Origin of the sequence: Pseudomonas sp. 478, from assembly GCF_003254125.1 — a bacterium.
GTDB lineage: Bacteria > Pseudomonadota > Gammaproteobacteria > Pseudomonadales > Pseudomonadaceae > Aquipseudomonas.
In genome coordinates, this window is record NZ_QKZG01000002.1 from 115,098 (window position 1) to 135,363 (window position 20,266).

The window sequence follows — 20,266 nt, forward strand, 5'->3', positions numbered from 1 at the left end:
GGCCAGAGCCGCCAATGCCGCCCACTAAAGTTAGCCGAATGCCACGCATCCTGGTGTCAACCGTCGTCATCATCGCCGTCGTGTATCTGGCGCTCTGCGCTGCGCTGTTCGTGTTCCAGCGCGCCCTCATCTACTTCCCGCAACCCCGCGCCGTCGGCACCTCGGCAACGCTGCTCACGCTATCGGTCGACGACGCGCAGGTGCTGGTGTCTGTCAGGCCTCACGAGGGGCCGAACGCGTTGATCTATTTCGGTGGGAATGCCGAAGATGTCTCCCGGAGCCTGCCTTCGTTTTCCGCAGCCTTTGCCGATCACGCCGTCTACTTGCTGCACTACAGAGGCTACGGTGGCAGTTCCGGATCGCCCTCCGAGGAGATGATTTCGCGCGACGCCCTGACCTTGTTTGATCTGGTCTACGCCACCCATCCACACATTACGGTGGTCGGTCGCAGCCTGGGCTCGGGCGTCGCCGTGCGCCTCGCCAGCCAACGCCCGGCGGCGCGTCTGGTGCTGATCACGCCCTACAACAGTGTTGAAGAACTCGCCGCCCGGCAGTTCCCCATTTTCCCGGTGAAGTGGTTGCTCAAGGACACCTTTGAATCCTGGAAATACGCCGCCCACATCACGGTGCCGACGCTGTTGATCGCGGCGGAGCACGACGAAGTGATACCGCGTTCCAGCACCGAGCGGCTCTTCACGCATTTCGCCAAGGGGGTGGCGTCGCTGAAGGTCATACCGGGTACGGGGCACAACTCGATATCCGAGAGCCCCGAATACCTCAAGGTGTTGGGCGCTGGTTTGTAAATGGCGGCGACTAGCGCAGCGACCGGAACGCAGTGCGAAGCTCCTCGGTAAACAGCTGCGGCTGTTCCCAGGCCGCAAAGTGGCCGCCCTTGTCGGCCTGATGGAAGTAGATCAGGTTGCTATAGGCGCGCCGGGCCCACGACTCCGGCGGGCAGTAGACATCCTCTGGAAACACGGTGACGGCCACCGGCAGCGAAATCTCGGTGGTTTTCTGTGCGGCCGAAGAAAGCGGGCTTCGTCCCATGTTCTCCCAGTAGAGCCTGGCTGCCGAGGCGGCGCTATTGGTCAGCCAGTAGAGGGTGATGTCGTCCAGCACTTCATCCTTGGTCGGCAACTGTTGCGGGTCGGCGCCGTATGTCCACCGGGCAAAGCCTGGATGCACGAGCATGAGCGCGGCGAGGAAGGCCGGTGAATCCGTCGCGCCGTAACCGATCATCTGTGGCCGCGCGGCCATCATCGCGCTGTACGCCAGGTTCCCCTGTTTGACGAGCGTGGCGACGGCGTCATAGGTCGCGCGTTCCTTGTCGGAAAATCCCGCCGGTGCCGGTCCGCCGACAGCGAGCGCCGCGCTCGCTTCCGCCGGTATCGTGGCGGGCAGGTTAAGGTGAATGCCGCGCAACCCGGTCGGCGCCTGGCGCGCCATCGCGCTGGTAATGGGCGCGCCCCAGTCGCCACCCTGGGCGACGTAGTGGGTGTACTTGAGGCGCTGCATCAGTTGCGCCCAGACCCGCGCGATGTGGTCCGGATCCCAACCGATACCACTCGGTTTGCCGGAGAAGCCGTAACCAGGAATGGAGGGAATCACCACATCGAAGGCATCTGCCGCATTGCCCCCGTGCGCGGTCGGGTCGGTGAGCGGACCAACGACCTTGATGAACTCGAATACCGAGCCTGGCCAACCGTGGGTCATGATCATCGGCAAAGCGTTCGGATGCGGGGAGCGCACCCAGATAAAGTGGATCTCGACCCCGTCGAGGGTGGTCACGTACTGCGCCAGATTATTGAGCTGCGCTTCGGCCTTGCGCCAGTCGTAGTCCGTGCCCCAATAGCGAACCAGTTCCTGCAGCTGTGCCAGCTGTGCGCCCTGTGATCGATCGGAAACCGTCTCTTTGTCCGGCCAGCGGGTCGCCGCGATACGGTTGCGCAGATCGGTGAGGTCCTTGTCCGCAACATTGAAGTGGAAGGGTTGAATGGCCTGGGGATCGGCGGCGGGAGCGGCGCTGGCGAGGGCCGAGACACAAAGCACGAGGATAGCGATAGCAACCGCGAATAGGGGCTTCATCTTCATTACCTCAGTTGAGGGTCACGATAAGTGATGAGTTTGCGCTTATCGGTCACCGAAGACGCTTTACCAGCCGGTCAGAGAACGCATTGGGTAATGCCATATCGCAAGGGCGAGAGCTTCGCCACGCGTCAGGGCGCTTGCGTAATCTGCGGCGGACTGGACCTTTCAATATAGATGGCGGTGGGCGACTTCGGGCTATGAATAGGCACCAATCACCCACTTCACTTTTTCCAGCGCCTCCCGCAGTGCGCCCATCTCTGCCGACCCCAGCGCCAAGCGAATTGCATGCGGTACATGGGCAGAAGTCGCAAAAGGCTCAGCGGTTGAAATCGCGACTTTTTCACGCAGCAGCGCCGCGGCGATCTGGTCGGCCCTTGCATCTTCAGACAGAGGCAGCCAAAGAAAATAGGACGACGGGTGGCGAATGCACGGAAGCCCCGCCAGCACTTCTGCGGCGATGGCTTGCCTGGCCTGCGCATCCTGGCGTTTTTCAGCTTCCAGTTGCATGACGGTGCCATCGTCGAGCCACGTGCTCGCAATCGCCGTCAGCACACCCGGAGTATTCCAGGTGGTTGCCCTGATCGTGCGCTCCAGCGCGGGGACTTTTTCGGCCGGGGCGGCGACGAAACCTACGCGCAGTCCGGTGGCCACACTCTTGGAGAGTCCTGAAACGTAAACGGTCCGCTCGGGTGCGAGTTGCGCTATCGGTACCGGCGGGTTCTCGGCAAGGAACGCATAGGCGGCGTCCTCGATGATTTGCAAGTCATGCTTGCGCGCAATCGTCACCAGCGAATCGCGCTGATCGGCACTCATCACCCACCCCAGTGGATTGTGCAGCGTCGGCATCGAGTACACCGCCCGCACGCGGCGACTTCGGCACAGACGGTCCAGCGCCTCCAGATCAGGCCCCTGTTCGGTCACGGGAATGGGCACGATTTCAAGGTGCAAGGCTTCGGCCAGCACGATGAACCCTGAATAGGTCAGCGCATCCGCAGCAATCACATCACCGGGTTGCAGCAGCGCCATCATCGTCACGGCCAGCCCATGCTGAGCGCCACTGACTATCAGCACTTGCTCGGCCTCCACCGTCAGCCCTCGGGCGAGTAAATGACGCGCCACCGAGGCGCGCTCATGCAGGCGCCCGGCGTGTGGCTGGTAGCGCAACAGGGATTCCAGATCACCGCCCGAGGCGAGTTGGCGCAGGGCATTTCGCAAGAGTTCTGCCTGCCCCGGCAGCGAGGGATAGTTGAAGTTGAGGTCGGTCATTCCCACGGCAACGTTTTTCTGGTCGATGCCCAAACCCGGCGGCAAAGACGTCTCCCGCACGAACGTGCCTCGCCCCGTCTCGCCGCTGACCAGGCCCATGGCTTCGAGCTCTGCATAGACCCGGCTGGCGGTCACCAGCGCCAACCCTTCTGTCGCCGCCAGTTGGCGATGCGTCGGCAAGCGCGTGCCCGGCAACAATCGGCCTGACCGGATGTCAGCCGCCAAAGCATCCACTAATGACTTGTACCGTGAGCGAGGCATGTCGAGATGTATCCATGACAATTTTTTGATTGTAGTGATCATCGACCATACGATGGATCTCTGCAAATTCAGAGAGCCCTCACATGGAACGGACCCTGCAAAACCCAACGACGGAAAAGACCGCGAGCGGATGGCTCAACGGGTTCATCGGCGTGCTGATTTTCAGCGGCTCGCTGCCGGCCACACGGCTGGCCGTGCTGGAATTCGATCCGGTGTTCCTTACCGTTGCCCGAGCGGCGATTGCCGGGCTCCTGGCCCTTTGCATGCTGGTGCTGTTTAAAGAAAAACGCCCCGCCAAGCATCAGCTTATGCCTTTGGCGATCGTGGCAATGGGCGTTGTAGTAGGGTTTCCGCTGCTGACGGCGCTGGCGCTGCAGTACGTGACGTCGGCGCATTCCATCGTCTTCGTTGGCTTGTTGCCACTCGCCACTGCGGTGTTCGGCGTGTTGCGCGGCGGGGAGCGTCCACGGCCGGTGTTCTGGTGCTTCTCGGTGCTGGGCAGCGCGTTGGTCGTGGGATTTGCCGTCTCCCAAGGCCTGACCGCTTCGCCGACCGGCGACATCCTCATGCTGCTGGCCATCCTCGCCTGCGGGCTGGGTTATGCCGAAGGTGCGAAGCTTTCAAGAACCCTGGGAGGTTGGCAGGTGATCTCTTGGGCATTGGTCCTGTCGCTGCCCGTCATGATCCCGTTGAGCTGGTTCATGGCCCCGGCTTCGTTCTCGGGAATCACCCCATCCGCGTGGTTGAGCGTGGCTTACGTGTCGCTCTTCAGCATGCTGATCGGCTTCGTATTCTGGTACCGCGGGCTGGCCCAAGGAGGGATTGCCGCCGTCGGCCAGCTGCAACTGCTGCAGCCATTTTTTGGGTTGGCGCTGGCGGCCACGCTGCTTCACGAGCACGTCAGCATCGGCATGCTGGGGGTTACCGTCGCGGTGATCCTTTGCGTGGCCGGGGCGCGAAAGTTTTCGAGGTGAGTGGGCGCGACAAGCGTTGTTGCCAGTTTCCGCCATTGGCGCGCTGGCAGGCTTCTTCAGAATCGAACTGCACATGGGCCGATACCGGGCTCACGAGAACGTCCGCTTCGCTTAACGCAATGGCAGTCAACTCGAGCATGCGCTCGCCCTGCCCGCTGGCCAGCGCCTGATCTTTATTGGCCTGCGTATCGAAGACCCAGATGACCCGCAGACTGGAGGGAAACAGGTCGTAATCGACCTCGTGGGTCAGCCAGCAGAACCCGACGATGTCCGCCTTGGCCGTCTCACACGCCTCGGTCAGGGTGGCAATCAGGCGACGCTCGATCTGCGCCTGATCGCGTTTGCTTAACGGCATGGGTGATCCTTGTGACGGGTAAAAAGGAGCCATCATACGACACTGCTATGTCCTCGTTAGCGGACGCACTGCGCCCAGCGCAAATATGTCTCTTTCGCCCGTGAACCTTGTGTTGAAGCGCCAGTCATAGCCGAGCCGTGAATTCCACTTGCCCGCTCAGAGCTATTCATCCATGCGCCAAACCCGCCCGTTCGTTCGCGTTGCCTCGCTCTGTTTCATTCCTCTGTTTTCCCTGTTCGCCAACTCCGCCCACGCCGGTGCCGAAAGGCAGTTGGTGGAAGCCATCAACGACTACCGCGCTCATCCCGATCGCTGCCTGGGGCGCGCGGGTCGTGCGTTATCGCCGCTGGCGTTGAAGTCGAACCTGGCCTTGCCGATCGGCTATGGCGGCGGTTTGCGCGATCGATTGAAAGCATCGGGTTATCAGGCAGTGACGGTGCGCACGATTCGCGTGGTCGGTGCGCAGGATGCCGATGAGGCCTTCGACATGCTCCAGAGCGATTACTGCGGGGCGTTGCTCGATACCCAATATGCCGACATTGGCGTCAGTCGCGCCCGGAGTGAATGGCAGGTGGTGCTGGCGCAGCCCGTGCTGGACAGTCGTGTGGGTGATTCGCGAGCCGTCAGCAAAGCGTTGCTGGCACAGGTCAATGCGGCACGCTCCACGCCGCGACTTTGCGGTCGTCAGCGCTTCGCCGCCGCACGGCCATTGGCCTGGAACGCAGCCCTGGGCGCAGCGGCGCAAGGGCACAGCAAGGCGATGGCCTACGGCAACTACTTCGCCCACAAGGACCCCGACGGTGACATGCCCGCAGACCGGGCCAGAGCCGCAGGTTTCCGTGGTCGGCAGATCGGCGAGAACATCGCCGCCGGCCAAGGTTCACCGAGCAAGGCCATGTCGGGCTGGCTAGCCAGCCCGGGACATTGCGCCAACCTGATGAACCCGATGTTTACCCAGATGGGCGCAGCCTATGCGGCGGATGCGCGTAGCGATGAAGGCGTTTATTGGACGATGTTGTTTGGCGCGCCTTGAGTGATTGAGCGGCGCCTTATTCAGGGCGCCGCACCGCCCTCACCTTCCCACTGCCACCACCGCCGCAGAAAAACTGATCGCCGCCGTCCGATTCAAGCCCCGACACCCCGACGCCAGCCGGCAGCTTCACACTCTCCAGCACCTCGCCGGTGGTCGAATCGATATGGCGTAACTCACTCTCGTCTTCTTCCCAGGTGCCATGCCACAACTGACCGTCAACCCAGGTCACCCCGGTGACAAAGCGGTTGGATTCAAGGGTGCGCAGAATCGCGCCGGTCTCGGGATCGATCTGATGAATCTTGCGATCCCGATACTCGCCGACCCACAGCGTCCCTTCCGCCCACGTCAGCCCTGAGTCACTGCCGCCAGGCGCCGGAATTGTCCCGAGTACACGGCCGGTCTGCGGGTCAATTTTCTGGATGCGGTCCTCGGCGATCTGGAACAGGTGCTGGCCGTCGAAGGCGGTGCCGGCATGGGCAGCGACATCGATTGAACGCAGTGTCTTGCCGCTCGCCGGGTCCAGGGCGTTGAGTTTGTCGCCGGTGGCAAACCACACGTGCTGGCCGTCCCAGGTGACGCCGTGCACCTTGTCGACACCGGCAAAGGGTCCATATTCACGAACGATTTTGGCTGCTGACTGTTTCATGTTGGCATTCCTCGTTTCGGGTGGGTGACGTTCATCCTAGTCACCCGGCAGAGGCACCGGGAGTAACAAGGTCGTCGCGAAACCCGGCACCGGCGGGGTCATCCAGCGACGCGCCCGACCACGACCGAACGACTGCACCTTGCCCGCGCGGGCCAGTTCGTCGAGCGCCCGTTGCACCGTGCGCTGGCTGGCGCCAAGGGCCAGCGCCAGGGCCGAGCTCGACCACGACTCACCATCGACAAGAAAAGCGAACACCGACCCGTGCTTCTCTTCGACGTGTTGCGCCAGCACCACAACGTCGGAGGCAACCAGCGACACCAGGGCAAACCCGCGTTGGGTAGCCGTCACGCCGGCCAAGGGTTTCAGCGCCGCGCGCAGTCGCCCGACTTCGACTCTCAACCGCGCGCGAAGGGACTCATCGGCATGCTTCAAACGAAAGGCCCGGGCAATCAGCATTTCCCTCGACACGTCGGCTGGCCACGCTTCGGCCAGTGCCCGTGCGAGGGCGAACAAGACCGGGCGTGTGGCGAGGGAGACCGACATGCCGGCGCCACGCACCACGTAGCGACACGCATCCACGACCAGCGACGTCGACGCTAGCAACGCTTCAACCTCCTCCAGCAACAGAGGCCGTTCTTCGCCATGGGCAATCAAACGCGCGACGGGCGTGTTCAGGACAAGGGCAGCGTTTTCCACCTCGGCCGTCAGCGCAGGAATATCGGCATCGCGCGCGGCGTGCTCGGCCCTTGTGAGTGCAGACCGCGCCTTGTTCGTCTCGAGTCGTCGCATCGCGATCCCCGCCACGACCAGTTCATGGGCGGCGCGCAATGCCGGCGGCAATGGCGCGGGGTCAAGCTCGGCGAGCAGCACATCAGCCTCTTCGAGATGCCCGATCAGCAGCAAACGCCGAATCTGCAGATACCGCGCATGGGCGGCGTTCACTCGATCGCCGTGCGTCTCAAGCGTCACCCGCGCTGACTCGAGTGCCTTCACCGGCCAGCCCAACTCCCGGGAGGCCAGCGCGATCTCGGCCTCGGCGACCACACAGCGTGCTCGAGACAAGGCTTCCTTCGGTCCGAAGGCCCGCGCCGCCCTCTGCACCAGCGCCTTGGCTCGCACCAGATCGCCGAGTTGCGCCATCGCAATCCCGCGCAACGCCAGCGCCGGCGCATCGTCGCGCAACGCGACCCGGTTCAGCGCGCCGAGCGGATCACCCGCTGCCAGCGCCTGCGCTGCGGCCGTGATCAGCGAGTCCATCGCAATCCCGCCACCGTTGTCACTCCCACTGTCGGATGTTCGCTGTTGAGTCTATCTCACGATGCACCATCACGAGGGCGTGACTCTAAAGCCGCAAGTGCCTGCCTCGCCGCTGGGAAATCCTTAAGCGGGTATCGGTTTTTCTTATCGGGTGATTTAAAACGGTTGCTCAGCCTGAGGAACGGCGCGTTTTTGCTTGCACAGCAAAACCACACACTCGCTGACGAAGGCGCCGACCACCGCCAACGCCATGTCTTTCTGTGAATCCCAGGGATCGTTCTGCGCACCGACGAAGGCACGCGAAGTGTCGTCGCCGAGGTAGGCGCCGCCGATCCATTCCACCATTTCGTAAATGGCCGACGTCGACAGAATGATGTTCAACGCCATAAACACCAACCAGAAACCCCGCAACGGCGTCAGGCGCACCAACACTTCTCGAATGGGATAAACCATAAACAGCCCATAACTCAAATGGACCAGCCGATCAAAATGATTGCGATGAAACCCCAGCGTTTTATCGAGGCTGACCCCGGTCAAAGCTGAACACCATTGGTCGTACGGCACCTTGGCGTAGGTGTAGTGAGAACCGAGTTCGTGAATGCACAGGAAAACGAATACCAGGCTGATGGCAACCGCCGACAGGCGAAACCGGCCAGAAACCGCCACCAGTGTGCCCACCAGGAACAGCACCAAGAGGTTTTCCAGTGCCCAATCCACTCGGCTGCGGGGTGAATAACCCGACACCACGACGATCAACACAAACAGCATCAGCAGCGTCAGGTCGTATCGCTGGTGTGCCTTGGGCTGCATGGTTTGAGTTCCTCAGTCGGAGAGTGACGACGGCTCCCGGGGCCTTCTATATTGATCAATTGATCGCGAGTCCGGTTCAGGCACACCGACTAAAGGCAGCCCTCGCAACCTCATCGTCCCACCGAGCGCAGGCCGGCGGTGTTCAGTGGCAACTGATACGCCGTCGTAAAGTCCCGTGATGTAAGCGCTTTCGCCTGCGAGCCGCGTCTATGGGTCCAGATAGACGCGGCCCCGCCCCGTGACGCCAGTAAAAGACTCTGCCTATCACGACCCAATACTCCCCCTATTAGCTGACTTCCCAACTGGGGTCTAACCTTATTCGAGCGCCGGCACCATAAGCCGGCCGGTCAAGAGCTGATAAGGAGATAGGAATGGGTCAGAAACCTGACTAAACCTGCCGTAGGCCACCGTGCAGGCAACTCGATTGCCGCTGTTCAGAATTCCCCTGTGATCAAAACAATCAGTTGATCAAACTGCTGGCCCTGCAGCCTGTGTCATTGGTTTCGCCCGTTGCTGTTTAACGCCCACGTTGGGCCGGATAGCCGGATGAATACGACCAAAGGTAGCTCACACATGGCAAACGAATCGAAATGCCCGTTCATTAGCGCCGCTGGCGGTGGCACGACAAACCGCGACTGGTGGCCGAACCAACTGAATCTGAAAATCCTCCATCAGCACTCGTCCCTGTCCGACCCCATGGACAAGGACTTCAACTACGCCGAAGCCTTCAAAAGCCTGGACTTTGAAGCGGTCAAAAGAGACCTGACTGCGTTGATGACCGATTCCCAGGACTGGTGGCCGGCAGACTTCGGTCACTACGGGCCACTCTTCATTCGCATGGCCTGGCACTCCGCCGGTACGTACCGCACCGGTGACGGTCGTGGTGGCGCCGGTTCCGGCCAGCAACGCTTCGCGCCGCTCAACAGTTGGCCGGACAACGTCAGCCTCGATAAGGCACGTCGGCTGCTCTGGCCGATCAAGCAAAAATATGGCAACAAAATTTCCTGGGCTGATCTGATCGTCCTCACCGGCAACGTCGCCCTGGAGTCCATGGGCTTCAAGACCTTCGGCTTTTCCGGCGGTCGTCCGGACGTTTGGGAACCGGATGAGGACGTCTACTGGGGCTCGGAAAACAAGTGGCTGGGCGGCGACACCCGCTACGGCAAAAAAGACGAGCCCATGCAAGAACCCGGCGAAGGCCCACTTGTAGCTGAGCCAGGGGAAAACGAGGCAAGCCGCACTGAACAGGGGCGCAACCTGGAGAACCCGCTCGCCGCCGTGCAAATGGGCCTGATCTACGTCAACCCGGAAGGCCCGGAAGGCAACCCGGATCCGGTCGCTGCGGGCAAGGACATCCGCGAAACGTTCGGTCGCATGGCGATGAATGACGAAGAAACCGTGGCACTGATCGCTGGCGGCCACGCCTTCGGCAAGACCCATGGCGCCGGACCTGCCGACAATGTCGGGGCCGAGCCCGAAGCCGCTGGCCTCGAAGCCCAAGGCTTTGGCTGGAAGAACAGCTTTGGCACCGGCAAAGGCGCAGATACCATCACCAGCGGCCTGGAAGTGACCTGGACCACCACGCCCACAAAATGGAGTAACAACTACCTGGAGAACCTGTTCGGCTTCGAGTGGGAACTGAGTAAAAGCCCGGCCGGTGCGAACCAGTGGATACCGAAAAATAACGCCGGCGCTGGCATCATTCCGGATGCTCACGATCCGTCCAAGCGTCGCAATCCGACCATGCTGACCACCGACCTGTCGCTGCGATTCGACCCGATCTATGAACCGATTTCGCGGCGTTTCCTGGCTAATCCAGACCAGTTGGCCGACGCGTTCGCCCGCGCCTGGTTCAAGCTGATCCACCGCGACATGGGTCCCCTCTCCCGCTACCTCGGCCCGGAAATGCCGAGCGAAGAGCTGCTGTGGCAAGACCCGATTCCAGCGGTCGACCATGCCTTGGTCAACGACAGTGACGTCGCCGCGCTCAAGAGTAAAATCCTCGATTCTGGCCTGAGCGTCTCGCAGCTTGTATCAACGGCTTGGGCGGCGGCTTCGACCTTCCGCGGCTCCGACAAACGCGGTGGCGCCAACGGTGGGCGTTTGCGTCTGGCCCCGCAAAAGTTCTGGCAGGCCAACCAGCCTGAGCAACTGGCGAGCGTGCTGGCGAAACTCGAGGGTATCCAGAGCGAGTTCAACAACAGCGGCAAGAAAATCTCGCTGGCAGACCTGATTGTGCTGGCCGGTAATGCCGGCGTCGAACAGGCGGCGAAAAATGCCGGTCAAACCGTGACGGTGCCTTTCTCACCTGGGCGGATGGATGCCTCCCAAGAGCAGACGGACGTGGAATCTTTCGGCTTCCTCGAACCCATCGCCGATGGCTTCCGCAACTACCTCAAAGGCAAATACAGCGTCCCGGCCGAGCATCTGTTGATCGACAAGGCGCAACTGCTGACACTCACCGCGCCAGAAATGACCGCGCTCATTGGCGGCATGCGGGTGTTGAACACCAACGTCGGACAAACCAGGCACGGTGTATTCACCCAACAGCCGGAAGCATTGACCAACGACTTCTTCAAAAACCTGCTGGACATGGGCGTGGAATGGAAACCGGTGTCGGAGGCTAATGAGGAGTTCGAAGGGCGTGATCGCAAAACCGGCGAATTGAAATGGACCGGCACCCGCGTCGATCTCGTGTTCGGCTCGAATGCGCAGTTGCGAGCGTTGGCTGAAGTCTATGCAACCGCTGATGCGCAGGAAAAGTTCGTGAAAGACTTCGTCGCCGCCTGGGCCAAAGTGATGGACCTGGATCGCTTCGACCTCAGGTAACACGAGCGGTATCGCTGAAACTGCAACGCCTCCCACGGTGGAGGCGTTGTGCTTTTTGTCACTTGACGCTTCACGCCGTTAAATGGGAAAACGTGCGTGGCCCGGATGCAAGCGTTGGGTTCAACATGAATCAAGGAAGACTCATCAAACCATGAAAACCCTATTGTGCTTGCTGATCGCCACCGGCGTCGGCACCGCGTTGCAATATGCCGGTCTCCCTCATGGCCTGTTGCTCGGCTCAATACTCGCCACTGCATTGATCGCCAGCAATTTGCGTTTTTCCCCCGCGCTGCCCTTCAGCCTTGTTTATGTGCAAATCGTGTTGGGGATCGCGACCGGCCTGATGTTCACCTCGTGGAACAGCCAAACGGCGGCCGCCATGTTGCCGAGCCTGGGCTTCATGCTGCTGGGCTTGATGGTCCAGAGTACCGTGGCCGGTTTGTGGCTGCTCAGCGTCTCGGGATGGAACCCGAAGGACTCCCTGTTAGCCGTGTATCCGGGCGCACTCGCCGCCGTATTCGATTTACTCGAGTCCGAGCGCGCGTCCAGCAAAGTGATCGTCGTCCACCTGGTGCGACTGCTGTCGATCACCGTGCTGGTCAGTTTCTGCATTCCCGGACAGACCGACGTGGCACTTGCCGAGAGCAGCCCGCTACTCATGAGCACGGTGCTGACCCTGCTGTCGCTGATCGCCCTGTGCCTGTTGCTCGGCCGCTTGCTGTTGCGCGTTGGCGTTCCAGCACCGTTCATGCTCACCGCGATCGTCGTCACCGGCGTCTACCTCAAGATGGGCTATCTCCAGGCCTTCCACCTGCCGTCATGGAGTGTCGACACCGCCGTGGTCCTCCTCGGTGCGCTGATTGGCTCGAAATTCAAAGACATCAGCCTCGCAGAACTTGTCCGCCACGGACGAGCCGGGTTGATGGCCGTCGCCTTGATGCTGCTGATCGCAGCGGCGTTTGCCGCAGTGGCCGGACGGGTCCTGGGCAGCGATCCCTTGTCGCTGTGGCTGGCGTACATGCCTGGCGCCATCGAAACCATTGCCCTCGTCGCCTTCAGCGGCGGGCTGAACGTGGTGTTCATCCTGACCCATCATTTGGTGCGCATGGTCGTGCTGCACTTTGCGCCAGCGCTGGTCGTTCAGGCGCGGCGCTGGCGGGAGGACGTCTGATCGCAGAAAGGACTAAGTCGGAGAGATCGTGGCCAGGGCACCAATCAAAATGGTCAACACCAGAAATCCACCCAGGAAAATCGCCATCTTGCCCATTGGGCCTCCTACATTATGAGTTTGCGGTGCAGCAGTCGCCGTGACTGCGGAGCGTGCCGTTATTGTGAGCCGGCGGCTGTGTGCATTACAGATGCAGATGGCGATGGAAAATACGGATCAGAACACCGAGTCGGCGCTAGATCGCCTTTGAACGTCAATTGCGCCAGGATCTATTTATGCCGCTGAGCTTTCATAAAATGCACGCCAATGGCGATGACTTCGTCATTGTCGACTCGCGAAACGCGGCCAATCCAATGACAAGTACCCTGGCTCGGCGAATGGGTGATCGGAACCGAGGCGTCGGATTCAATCAACTCGCGGTGGTGCTCGATTGCGAGGATGCAGATGCGCGTTTGATGTTTTGGAACGCAGATGGCTCCACGCTGGACGTTTGTGGCAGCGCAACGCGGGGCGCAGCGGATATGTTGATGCGCGAATCAAATACCACTTCGATAGCGCTCCGAACCAACCGTGGTCTACTCACTTGCGAACGAACTTCAACCGGCGCAATTTCCGTCAACATGGGAGAGCCACTTTTCGGCTGGTCGGATATTCCGCTGTCTCTGGAACTGGATACAACTGTTTTGCCACTTGCTGGTGCCCCAACAGCTTGCAGCATGGGAAATCCGCACTGCACTTATTTCGTGGATGATCTAACAGCCATTGATATAGCGACCATCGGCCCGACAATTGAAACAAATCCCCTATTCCCCCTCAGGACGAACGTGCATTTCGTCCAGATCATCAACCGAAAACACATTCGGTTGCGCATTTGGGAACGCTGGGGTGGCATTCCGCTCGGTTCAGGTTCCTGCTCTTGCGGTGCCGCAGTTAATGGAATTCGTTGTGGCTTGTTAGACAACTCCGTTGAGGTTGAATGTGATGGCGGAACTGTGACGGTTCAATGGGATGGCGTGGGACCTGTGTTTCTTATTGGACCGGTAGAGGCCGCTTTTTCGGGGACAATCGCGGATAACCTGTTACACGTTTTATAGTGACTCAAGTTTGCGCAGCAGCCAGGCCAGGTCGTAAAAAACACTGTTCGATCACCCTTTTGCCCCATTGATCCCCCTCTTGTTCCTGTTCCAACTTAAAACCAAAGCCTTCATACAGTTTACGAGCGGCATCAAGACCTTTGAACGTCCAAAGCCGCGTCGCGCAAAAACCCTGTTCGTCACAGAAATTTATCGCTTCAACCAACAAGCGTTTGCCTGCTCCCTTACCTCTCGCTGAGTCATCAAGAATGAAACAGCGGAGAATCGCTTCGCCGCCCTCTCCTTCGCCGTCTATCGCGATGGAACCTACAATTCGCTGGCCGTCCAACGCCACCCACACCTCGTTGCGTGGATTGTCCAAACGCCCCATCAACTCCGCCATGTCTGATGCAACCAGACTTTCAAACGGCTGACCGAAGTCCGAATATCTTGCGTAGTAGTCAGCATGCATTTCGACAATGCGGCCGATGATTCCGGGACGGTAGCCCCGAGCAATGTCCAATTGCGCGGGAGGCAATTGCTCTGTACCAAGTCGATGGGCTTGCAGCGCGACCGCATAGTGGGCGATACCCTCACTCACTGCCTGCTGTTGCTCATTCGTTAAGTGAGTCAAGGCAGCGCTCACCTGTTCTTTCGCGAATGAATCAATGGCTCGAAGGGTCTTCTTGCCTTTCGCCGTGAGTCGCAGTTTCTTGGAACGTGCGTCATCCTCGTGTGGAGCCTCTTCTATCTCGCCGGCCTCAATCAGCTTGCGCACCATACGGCTCACGGTGGACTTTTCCAGGCCGAGGAGCTCCACAAGCTCCACTGCCGTCATCGAACTCCGCTCCCCAATCTCCACAATCGTGTGGACGGACGAGGGTGGATAGTCCGTCGCAGCCAGCGTGGCTTGCATGAACCCCAACTCTCGCACCATGAGACGCGACACCGAACGGACTTGGTTAATCAGGTTTGATTGGGAATGAATCACGAGAAGCACCTCGAACGAAACGTCTGATTAGTTGTATAGCACAACCAAATAATCGTCAATTGAGGCTGGCTTCTGACCCAGTGCAACCGAGACACTGAGAATTCCAAACGCCCACAAAAAAACCCACTGACTGTCACCGGTTCAGTGGGCTTTTGATCAGGCTTCTAGTTACAGAGCCATATCAGTCGCAGCATTAGCCTTCGGCGCCTTGGCCGCAGCAGCCGGAGCCGGAGCCGGAGCCGCCACCTGACCAATCACCGGCGGCGGAGTTCGACTTTTTCTGCTTAACCGCTACGCGGCAAGCTCCACGTAGCTCGACTCCCCACCTCCGGTCGCGCCCGACAACCAACCCCATACGAAGGTCAGCGTGGTACGTCCTGCGTGATCAATGCCTACCGTGCCACGAGACCAGCCGGAAAGAATCTCACCATCCGTGGTCAAGCACTGATAAAGAAGCTCAATGGTATCGGGGCCTGTCACGCGCCCGACTTGATTACCCCTGCGGATATGACCACCCTGGTAAGTACCCCAAATAGCACCTTCCTCGACATGGTAGTGAAATACTGTGCGTGCATCAGATAGCCCGTAGGCGTTGTCTGCTACCGAAAATCGGCGATTGTTCAAACGCTCGCTGATTTGAGAAAAGGGGATTTCCATAAATGTCGCGTCCTTTAGTCGAGATGTTCCATTCCAGCCTTTGATGATCTTAAGCCATTTTGTCGCGACGGATGAGGCACTGCTTTGGCCATCTCTGGAGATGCGAGCTCACGACGATATAAAGCAAGATGGGTTCACCGCACGCTTAAGTACGACGAGGAGTAAATCCGCCCTATTCAGGTCTGCTTCGCAGCCCAACGGGGGCAAGCCCCCTCGCCACAAAAACTCGTCAGTCTTAGCATTTCGTGATCTGCAAGATCGAATTGCGGACACAAAAAAGCCCACTGACCGTCACCGGTTCAGTGGGCTTTTGGCTCACCGAATACCTACAGGACTGAGACAGATCATGAGCATTTTTAGTCGTATCAAAGCCCTCATAAAGCAGGAACCGAAAGAACAAATCGTCGGATATTCCATACCAGAACTGAAGTTGATATTCACTAAGTCTTTATTAAACATTGATCCTCCCCTACCCGACTATCCGCAAAACACGTCTTTGGAGGACATAGGCATTCCAGCCTACTACTCTCCATTTTTAATCGGCAACGAAGATACTCATAAGCTCTTGACGCTCGTCGAAGACAACTTCACGTATGCGACTGAAAAAACGTTTAACGAACTACCCGTAAAGCAGTATGTAAACACTCAAAAAACTGAGCACTTGGTGTTTTTCATATCTACCAGAGAATTCAATTCTGTGACTGTACGACTAGTCACCAATAGTGTTGATTTCTTGGCCATCATTGCTCGCGAGAAATTCTCCGTGCCTCCTCCATGGGTTGTTTTCGAGGGGTATAACCCTTCTTGGTGGGGAGGCGATATGCAAGGCGCTCAGGGCTACTATAACGACAGCTACTTCTCGCCGTTTTTCACAAATTTAAGCGCCGCAGAAAGGGAAATTTATTACGCAAGATACAGCGCGACGAATGAATGGATAAAAAGCTTGGAATTGATGTACGACGTTGAGTGATCGTTTACCTTTCTGGGGCTGCTTCGCAGCCCAACGGGGGCATGCCCCCTCGCCACAAAAAACTCGTCAGCCTAAGCAATTCGTAATCTGCAAGATCGAATTCCAGACACAAAAAAGCCCACTGACCGTCACCGGTTCAGTGGGCTTTTGATCAGGCTTCTAGTTACAGAGCCATATCAGTCGCAGCATTAGCCTTCGGCGCCTTGGCCGGAGCAGCCGGAGCAGCAGCCGGAGCCGCCATCTGACCAATCGCCGGCGGCGGAGTCAGCTGCAACATCTTGGCGGTGTAAGCCCACTCTTCAGCCACTTTCTCAGGGTTGCCATTCAACTGAGTGCCATAGCTCGGCACGATCTGGTGCAGCTTTTCCTGCCAGGCAGGCGATGCCACCTTGTCCTTGAACACCTTCTGCAGCACGGTCAGCATGATCGGTGCAGCCGTCGAAGCGCCCGGCGATGCGCCCAGCAGACCCGCGATGGTGCCGTCTTGCGAGGCAACAATCTCGGTACCCAACTTCAGCACGCCGCCCGCGGCTTCATCACGCTTGATGATTTGCACGCGTTGGCCGGCTTGCCACAGGCGCCAGTCTTCGGCTTTGGCGTTCGGGAAATATTCTTTGAGGGCGTTGAGGCGGTCTTCGTCAGACAGCATCAGTTGGCCAGCAAGGTACTCGACCAGCGGGTATTCCTTGATGCCGACTTTGGTCATTGGCCACACGTTGTGCGTGGTGGTGGTGGTCAGCAGGTCCAGGTACGAGCCTTCTTTGAGGAACTTGGTGCTGAAGGTCGCGAATGGGCCAAACAGGATGACGCGCTTGCCGTCCAGGACGCGGGTGTCCAGGTGCGGAACCGACATGGGCGGTGCGCCAACGGAGGCTTTGCCGTAGGCCTTGGCCAGGTGTTGCTCGGCGATGGTCGGGTTCTCGGTCACAAGGAACGAGCCGCCAACCGGGAAGCCTGCGTATTCCTGGGCTTCAGGAATGCCGGACTTCTGCAGCAGGTGCAGTGCACCGCCGCCCGCGCCGATGAACACGAACTTGGCGTCGGTTTCGGTTTTTGTGCCGTCTTTCAGGTTTTTGTAGCTGACGCGCCAGCTGCCGTCTTCGTTCTTGGTGATGTCTTGCACTTCGCTAGACAGTTTCAAGTCAAATTTCGGCGTGGTTTGCAGGTGCGCAACGAACTGGCGGGTGATCTCGCCAAAGTTCATATCGGTACCGATCGGGCTCCAGGTGGCCGCGACTTTCTGGTTCGGGTCACGCCCTTCCATCATCAGCGGAACCCACTTCTTGATCACAGCCGGGTCTTCGGAGTACTGCATGCCGGCGAACAGCGGGCTCGCTTGCAGGGCTTCGTAGCGCTTCTTCAGGAACTTGATGTTGTCATCGCCCCACACAAAGCTCATGTGCGGCGTGGAGTTGATGAACGAACGCGGGTTCTTCAGCACGCCTTGCTGAACCTGCCAGGCCCAGAACTGACGGGAGATCTGAAAGGCTTCGTTGATTTCAACGGCTTTCGTGATCTGGACGTTGCCTTTATCGTCTTCCGGGGTGTAGTTCAATTCGGCCAGGGCGGAGTGACCGGTACCGGCGTTGTTCCAGCCGTTGGAGCTTTCCAGGGCAACGCCGTCGAGGCGCTCGATCATTTCCATCGAAGTGCCAGGTTCCAGCTCATTGAGCCAAACACCGAGGGTCGCGCTCATGATGCCGCCGCCAATGAGCAGCACATCGACTTTCTTTGCCTCTTCCGCGTGAACGGACGTGATCCCCATCGACAAAGCCAGCCCCAGCAGGGCCGTGTTCATTTTCTTAAACATCTGTAGCACCTTTGATAAAACGCCATCCGCCCTTCCATCCCCATGCTTGATGCCCCTGGTTCACGGCATGCAGGCAGCATGCTGCGGGTTGCGTACGCATAAGGATTGGAGGGTGGGCACACAAGGCCGACGTGTCTCCATCGACCTCAGTTTATATGTCCCTACTGAACTGACTTTTTATCGTTATTGGCTTCAGCTACTTGAGCGACAGTGATTCTGTTGGCGCGTCTCAAGGACGCACAAACTGAATAGGTCAAAGCAAGTTGGCGCGCAGAATATCACGACACGGCAAACCCGCGCGTCTGTTCCCGACTTGATAGTCCGCCTCGGCCACTATACTCATCGTGCTTTTCTCGATGAGCCGGTGAGGAGATGTCATGAGCGACACAGTTGATCTGCGCAAATATTCCTCCCAAGTGGTCGACGGCGTGGAACGCGCGCCCGGACGATCCATGCTGCGTGCCGTGGGTTTCACCGACGAGGATTTCAAAAAACCGCAGATCGGTATCGCCTCCACCTGGGCGATGGTCACGCCCTGCAACATGCACATCGACAAGCTGGCGATTGAAGCCGAAAAAGGCGCGAATGCCGCTGGCGCCAAGGGCATCATTTTCAACACGATCACCATTTCCGATGGCATCGCCAACGGCACCGAAGGCATGAAGTATTCGCTGGTGTCGCGTGAAGTGATCGCCGATTCCATTGAAGTCGTGGCCGGCTGCGAAGGCTTTGACGGCCTGGTAACCGTGGGCGGTTGTGACAAGAACATGCCGGGCTGCCTGATCGGTATGGCGCGGCTGAATCGCCCATCCATCTTCGTCTATGGCGGCACCATCCGGCCGGGCGCCGGCCACACCGATATCATCTCTGTGTTCGAGGCCGTGGGTCAGCACGCGCGGGGGGATATCAGCGAGATTCAGGTCAAGCACATCGAGGAAGTGGCGATTCCGGGCCCCGGCTCCTGCGGCGGCATGTACACGGCCAACACCATGGCTTCCGCCATTGAAGCGTTGGGCATGAGCCTGCCTGGTTCCAGCTCTCAGGACGCCGTCGGCAGCGACAAGGCGTCGGACAGTTTCCGCGCCGGTCAGCAAGTCATGGAGCTGCTCAAGCAAGACATCAAACCGCGCGACATCATGACCCGCAAGGCCTTTGAAAATGCGATTCGGGTGGTGATCGCCCTCGCCGGCTCGACCAATGCCGTGCTGCACCTTCTGGCCATGGCGCATGCGGTGGATGTCGAGCTGACGCTGGATGATTTTGTCGAGTTGGGCAAAGTGTCCCCGGTGGTGGCCGATCTGCGTCCCAGCGGCCGATACATGATGAGCGAACTGGTGGCCATCGGCGGCATCCAACCGCTGATGAAGCGCATGCTTGCCGCCGGCATGCTGCATGGCGATGCGCTGACGGTCACCGGCAAGACCCTGGCCGAAAACCTGGAAAACGTGCCCGACTATCCCGAGGGACAGGACGTGATCCTGCCCTTCGACCAACCGATCAAAAAGGACTCCCATTTAGTGGTGCTGCGCGGCAACCTTTCGCCCACCGGCGCAGTGGCCAAGATCACCGGCAAGGAAGGTTTGCGCTTTGAAGGCTCGGCTCGCGTGTATCACGGCGAGGAAGGTGCACTGGCCGGCATCCTCAACGGCGAAGTCAAGGCCGGTGATGTGATCGTGATTCGCTACGAAGGCCCCAAGGGTGGGCCCGGCATGCGCGAAATGCTCTCGCCGACGTCGGCGGTCATGGGCAAGGGGCTGGGCAAAGACGTTGCGCTCATCACCGACGGCCGCTTCTCCGGCGGTTCACACGGGTTTGTGGTGGGCCATATCACGCCCGAAGCCTTTGACGGCGGGCCGATAGCGCTGATTGAAGACGGCGACAAGATCACCATCGACGCCGAAACTCGGCAGATTACGGTCGATGTCTCCGACGCCGAACTGGCCGAGCGCAAAACCCGTTGGGTGCGCCCGGATTCCAAGTACAAACGCGGTGTGTTGGCCAAGTACGCGAAGACCGTGTCCAGCGCCTCGGAAGGCGCGGTGACGGACAAGTATCTGTAATCGACGTTGTCAGGACTG

Annotated in this window: 17 protein-coding genes; 8 read left to right on the forward strand and 9 right to left on the reverse strand. The window is 59.3% G+C overall.

Features of this window, described 5'->3' with window-relative positions; all coding sequences use genetic code 11:
- The first annotated feature begins 14 nt into the window (after nucleotides 1-14).
- Nucleotides 15-803, forward strand: a complete 789-nt coding sequence (locus DFS28_RS04120; RefSeq protein WP_111448675.1) for an alpha/beta hydrolase — start codon at nucleotides 15-17, stop codon at nucleotides 801-803.
- 10 nt (nucleotides 804-813) lie between these two features.
- On the opposite strand, the gene DFS28_RS04125 is transcribed toward DFS28_RS04120, so the two are convergent.
- Entirely contained in the window at nucleotides 814-2,085 is a 1,272-nt protein-coding gene (locus tag DFS28_RS04125) for an epoxide hydrolase family protein (protein ID WP_111448676.1), read from the reverse strand.
- Nucleotides 2,086-2,283: 198 nt separating this feature from the next.
- Nucleotides 2,284-3,615 carry a PLP-dependent aminotransferase family protein gene (locus tag DFS28_RS04130; RefSeq protein WP_111448677.1) on the reverse strand — a complete coding sequence of 444 codons (1,332 nt, stop codon included), beginning with the start codon at nucleotides 3,613-3,615 and terminating at the stop codon, nucleotides 2,284-2,286.
- Nucleotides 3,616-3,698: 83 nt separating this feature from the next.
- On the opposite strand from DFS28_RS04130, the gene DFS28_RS04135 reads away from it, so the two are divergent.
- Entirely contained in the window at nucleotides 3,699-4,589 is an 891-nt protein-coding gene (locus DFS28_RS04135; RefSeq protein WP_111448678.1) for a DMT family transporter, read from the forward strand.
- On the opposite strand, the gene DFS28_RS04140 is transcribed toward DFS28_RS04135, so the two are convergent.
- Nucleotides 4,537-4,944, reverse strand: coding sequence for a hypothetical protein (locus DFS28_RS04140; protein WP_111448679.1), 408 nt, complete (start codon nucleotides 4,942-4,944; stop codon nucleotides 4,537-4,539). The two genes, DFS28_RS04135 and DFS28_RS04140, sit on opposite strands and share 53 nt — an antisense overlap.
- Before the next feature lie 172 nt (nucleotides 4,945-5,116).
- Between DFS28_RS04140 and DFS28_RS04145 the strand changes: the two genes are divergently transcribed.
- Complete coding sequence (locus DFS28_RS04145; RefSeq protein ID WP_111448680.1) at nucleotides 5,117-5,977, forward strand: CAP domain-containing protein; 861 nt, start codon at nucleotides 5,117-5,119, stop codon at nucleotides 5,975-5,977.
- A gap of 16 nt (nucleotides 5,978-5,993) precedes the next feature.
- On the opposite strand, the gene DFS28_RS04150 is transcribed toward DFS28_RS04145, so the two are convergent.
- The 3 genes from DFS28_RS04150 to DFS28_RS04160 all read right to left on the reverse strand — a co-directional run bounded on the left by DFS28_RS04150 (nucleotide 5,994) and on the right by DFS28_RS04160 (nucleotide 8,690).
- Complete coding sequence (locus DFS28_RS04150; protein WP_111448681.1) at nucleotides 5,994-6,623, reverse strand: glutaminyl-peptide cyclotransferase; 630 nt, start codon at nucleotides 6,621-6,623, stop codon at nucleotides 5,994-5,996.
- A gap of 36 nt (nucleotides 6,624-6,659) precedes the next feature.
- On the reverse strand, nucleotides 6,660-7,880 hold the full coding sequence (locus DFS28_RS04155) for a helix-turn-helix domain-containing protein (protein WP_111448682.1): 1,221 nt from the start codon (nucleotides 7,878-7,880) through the stop codon (nucleotides 6,660-6,662).
- A gap of 156 nt (nucleotides 7,881-8,036) precedes the next feature.
- Entirely contained in the window at nucleotides 8,037-8,690 is a 654-nt protein-coding gene (locus tag DFS28_RS04160; protein ID WP_111448683.1) for a DUF2238 domain-containing protein, read from the reverse strand.
- A gap of 573 nt (nucleotides 8,691-9,263) precedes the next feature.
- On the opposite strand from DFS28_RS04160, the gene katG reads away from it, so the two are divergent.
- The 3 genes from katG to dapF all read left to right on the forward strand — a co-directional run bounded on the left by katG (nucleotide 9,264) and on the right by dapF (nucleotide 13,781).
- Entirely contained in the window at nucleotides 9,264-11,519 is a 2,256-nt protein-coding gene (gene katG, locus DFS28_RS04165) for a catalase/peroxidase HPI (RefSeq protein WP_111448684.1), read from the forward strand.
- A gap of 151 nt (nucleotides 11,520-11,670) precedes the next feature.
- Nucleotides 11,671-12,690: an AbrB family transcriptional regulator gene (locus tag DFS28_RS04170; protein WP_111448685.1), complete on the forward strand. Its 1,020-nt coding sequence runs from the start codon at nucleotides 11,671-11,673 to the stop codon at nucleotides 12,688-12,690.
- A gap of 272 nt (nucleotides 12,691-12,962) precedes the next feature.
- Entirely contained in the window at nucleotides 12,963-13,781 is an 819-nt protein-coding gene (gene dapF, locus DFS28_RS04175) for a diaminopimelate epimerase (protein WP_111448686.1), read from the forward strand.
- 4 nt (nucleotides 13,782-13,785) lie between these two features.
- Here the strand turns inward: dapF and DFS28_RS04180 are convergent, their stop codons facing one another.
- Together DFS28_RS04180 and DFS28_RS04185 are read right to left on the reverse strand one after the other, a co-directional pair.
- Nucleotides 13,786-14,697 (reverse strand): bifunctional helix-turn-helix transcriptional regulator/GNAT family N-acetyltransferase, encoded by a 912-nt coding sequence (locus DFS28_RS04180; RefSeq protein WP_111448687.1) that lies wholly within the window; start codon nucleotides 14,695-14,697, stop codon nucleotides 13,786-13,788.
- A gap of 345 nt (nucleotides 14,698-15,042) precedes the next feature.
- Nucleotides 15,043-15,408, reverse strand: coding sequence for a hypothetical protein (locus DFS28_RS04185; RefSeq protein WP_111448688.1), 366 nt, complete (start codon nucleotides 15,406-15,408; stop codon nucleotides 15,043-15,045).
- Nucleotides 15,409-15,754: 346 nt separating this feature from the next.
- On the opposite strand from DFS28_RS04185, the gene DFS28_RS04190 reads away from it, so the two are divergent.
- Nucleotides 15,755-16,378, forward strand: coding sequence for a hypothetical protein (locus tag DFS28_RS04190; RefSeq protein ID WP_111448689.1), 624 nt, complete (start codon nucleotides 15,755-15,757; stop codon nucleotides 16,376-16,378).
- Nucleotides 16,379-16,541: 163 nt separating this feature from the next.
- On the opposite strand, the gene mqo is transcribed toward DFS28_RS04190, so the two are convergent.
- Nucleotides 16,542-18,188 carry a malate dehydrogenase (quinone) gene (gene mqo / locus DFS28_RS04195; protein ID WP_111448690.1) on the reverse strand — a complete coding sequence of 549 codons (1,647 nt, stop codon included), beginning with the start codon at nucleotides 18,186-18,188 and terminating at the stop codon, nucleotides 16,542-16,544.
- A 377-nt stretch (nucleotides 18,189-18,565) separates the two neighbouring features.
- On the opposite strand from mqo, the gene ilvD reads away from it, so the two are divergent.
- On the forward strand, nucleotides 18,566-20,248 hold the full coding sequence (gene ilvD / locus DFS28_RS04200; protein WP_111448691.1) for a dihydroxy-acid dehydratase: 1,683 nt from the start codon (nucleotides 18,566-18,568) through the stop codon (nucleotides 20,246-20,248).
- Nucleotides 20,249-20,266 lie beyond the last annotated feature (18 nt).

Excerpts from the sequence above, each read along its gene's own strand:
- katG (WP_111448684.1), top strand. The coding sequence starts at position 9,264 with ATGGCAAACGAATCGAAATGCCCGTTCATTAGCGCCGCTGGCGGTGGC.
- DFS28_RS04160 (WP_111448683.1), bottom strand. The coding sequence starts at position 8,690 with ATGCAGCCCAAGGCACACCAGCGATACGACCTGACGCTGCTGATGCTG.
- mqo (WP_111448690.1), bottom strand. The coding sequence starts at position 18,188 with ATGTTTAAGAAAATGAACACGGCCCTGCTGGGGCTGGCTTTGTCGATG.
- ilvD (WP_111448691.1), top strand. The coding sequence starts at position 18,566 with ATGAGCGACACAGTTGATCTGCGCAAATATTCCTCCCAAGTGGTCGAC.
- DFS28_RS04135 (WP_111448678.1), top strand. The coding sequence starts at position 3,699 with ATGGAACGGACCCTGCAAAACCCAACGACGGAAAAGACCGCGAGCGGA.
- dapF (WP_111448686.1), top strand. The coding sequence starts at position 12,963 with ATGCCGCTGAGCTTTCATAAAATGCACGCCAATGGCGATGACTTCGTC.
- DFS28_RS04150 (WP_111448681.1), bottom strand. The coding sequence starts at position 6,623 with ATGAAACAGTCAGCAGCCAAAATCGTTCGTGAATATGGACCCTTTGCC.
- DFS28_RS04170 (WP_111448685.1), top strand. The coding sequence starts at position 11,671 with ATGAAAACCCTATTGTGCTTGCTGATCGCCACCGGCGTCGGCACCGCG.
- DFS28_RS04140 (WP_111448679.1), bottom strand. The coding sequence starts at position 4,944 with ATGCCGTTAAGCAAACGCGATCAGGCGCAGATCGAGCGTCGCCTGATT.
- DFS28_RS04130 (WP_111448677.1), bottom strand. The coding sequence starts at position 3,615 with ATGCCTCGCTCACGGTACAAGTCATTAGTGGATGCTTTGGCGGCTGAC.
- DFS28_RS04120 (WP_111448675.1), top strand. The coding sequence starts at position 15 with ATGCCGCCCACTAAAGTTAGCCGAATGCCACGCATCCTGGTGTCAACC.
- DFS28_RS04125 (WP_111448676.1), bottom strand. The coding sequence starts at position 2,085 with ATGAAGCCCCTATTCGCGGTTGCTATCGCTATCCTCGTGCTTTGTGTC.
- DFS28_RS04180 (WP_111448687.1), bottom strand. The coding sequence starts at position 14,697 with ATGGTGCGAGAGTTGGGGTTCATGCAAGCCACGCTGGCTGCGACGGAC.
- DFS28_RS04155 (WP_111448682.1), bottom strand. The coding sequence starts at position 7,880 with ATGGACTCGCTGATCACGGCCGCAGCGCAGGCGCTGGCAGCGGGTGAT.
- DFS28_RS04185 (WP_111448688.1), bottom strand. The coding sequence starts at position 15,408 with ATGGAAATCCCCTTTTCTCAAATCAGCGAGCGTTTGAACAATCGCCGA.
- DFS28_RS04145 (WP_111448680.1), top strand. The coding sequence starts at position 5,117 with ATGCGCCAAACCCGCCCGTTCGTTCGCGTTGCCTCGCTCTGTTTCATT.
- DFS28_RS04190 (WP_111448689.1), top strand. The coding sequence starts at position 15,755 with ATGAGCATTTTTAGTCGTATCAAAGCCCTCATAAAGCAGGAACCGAAA.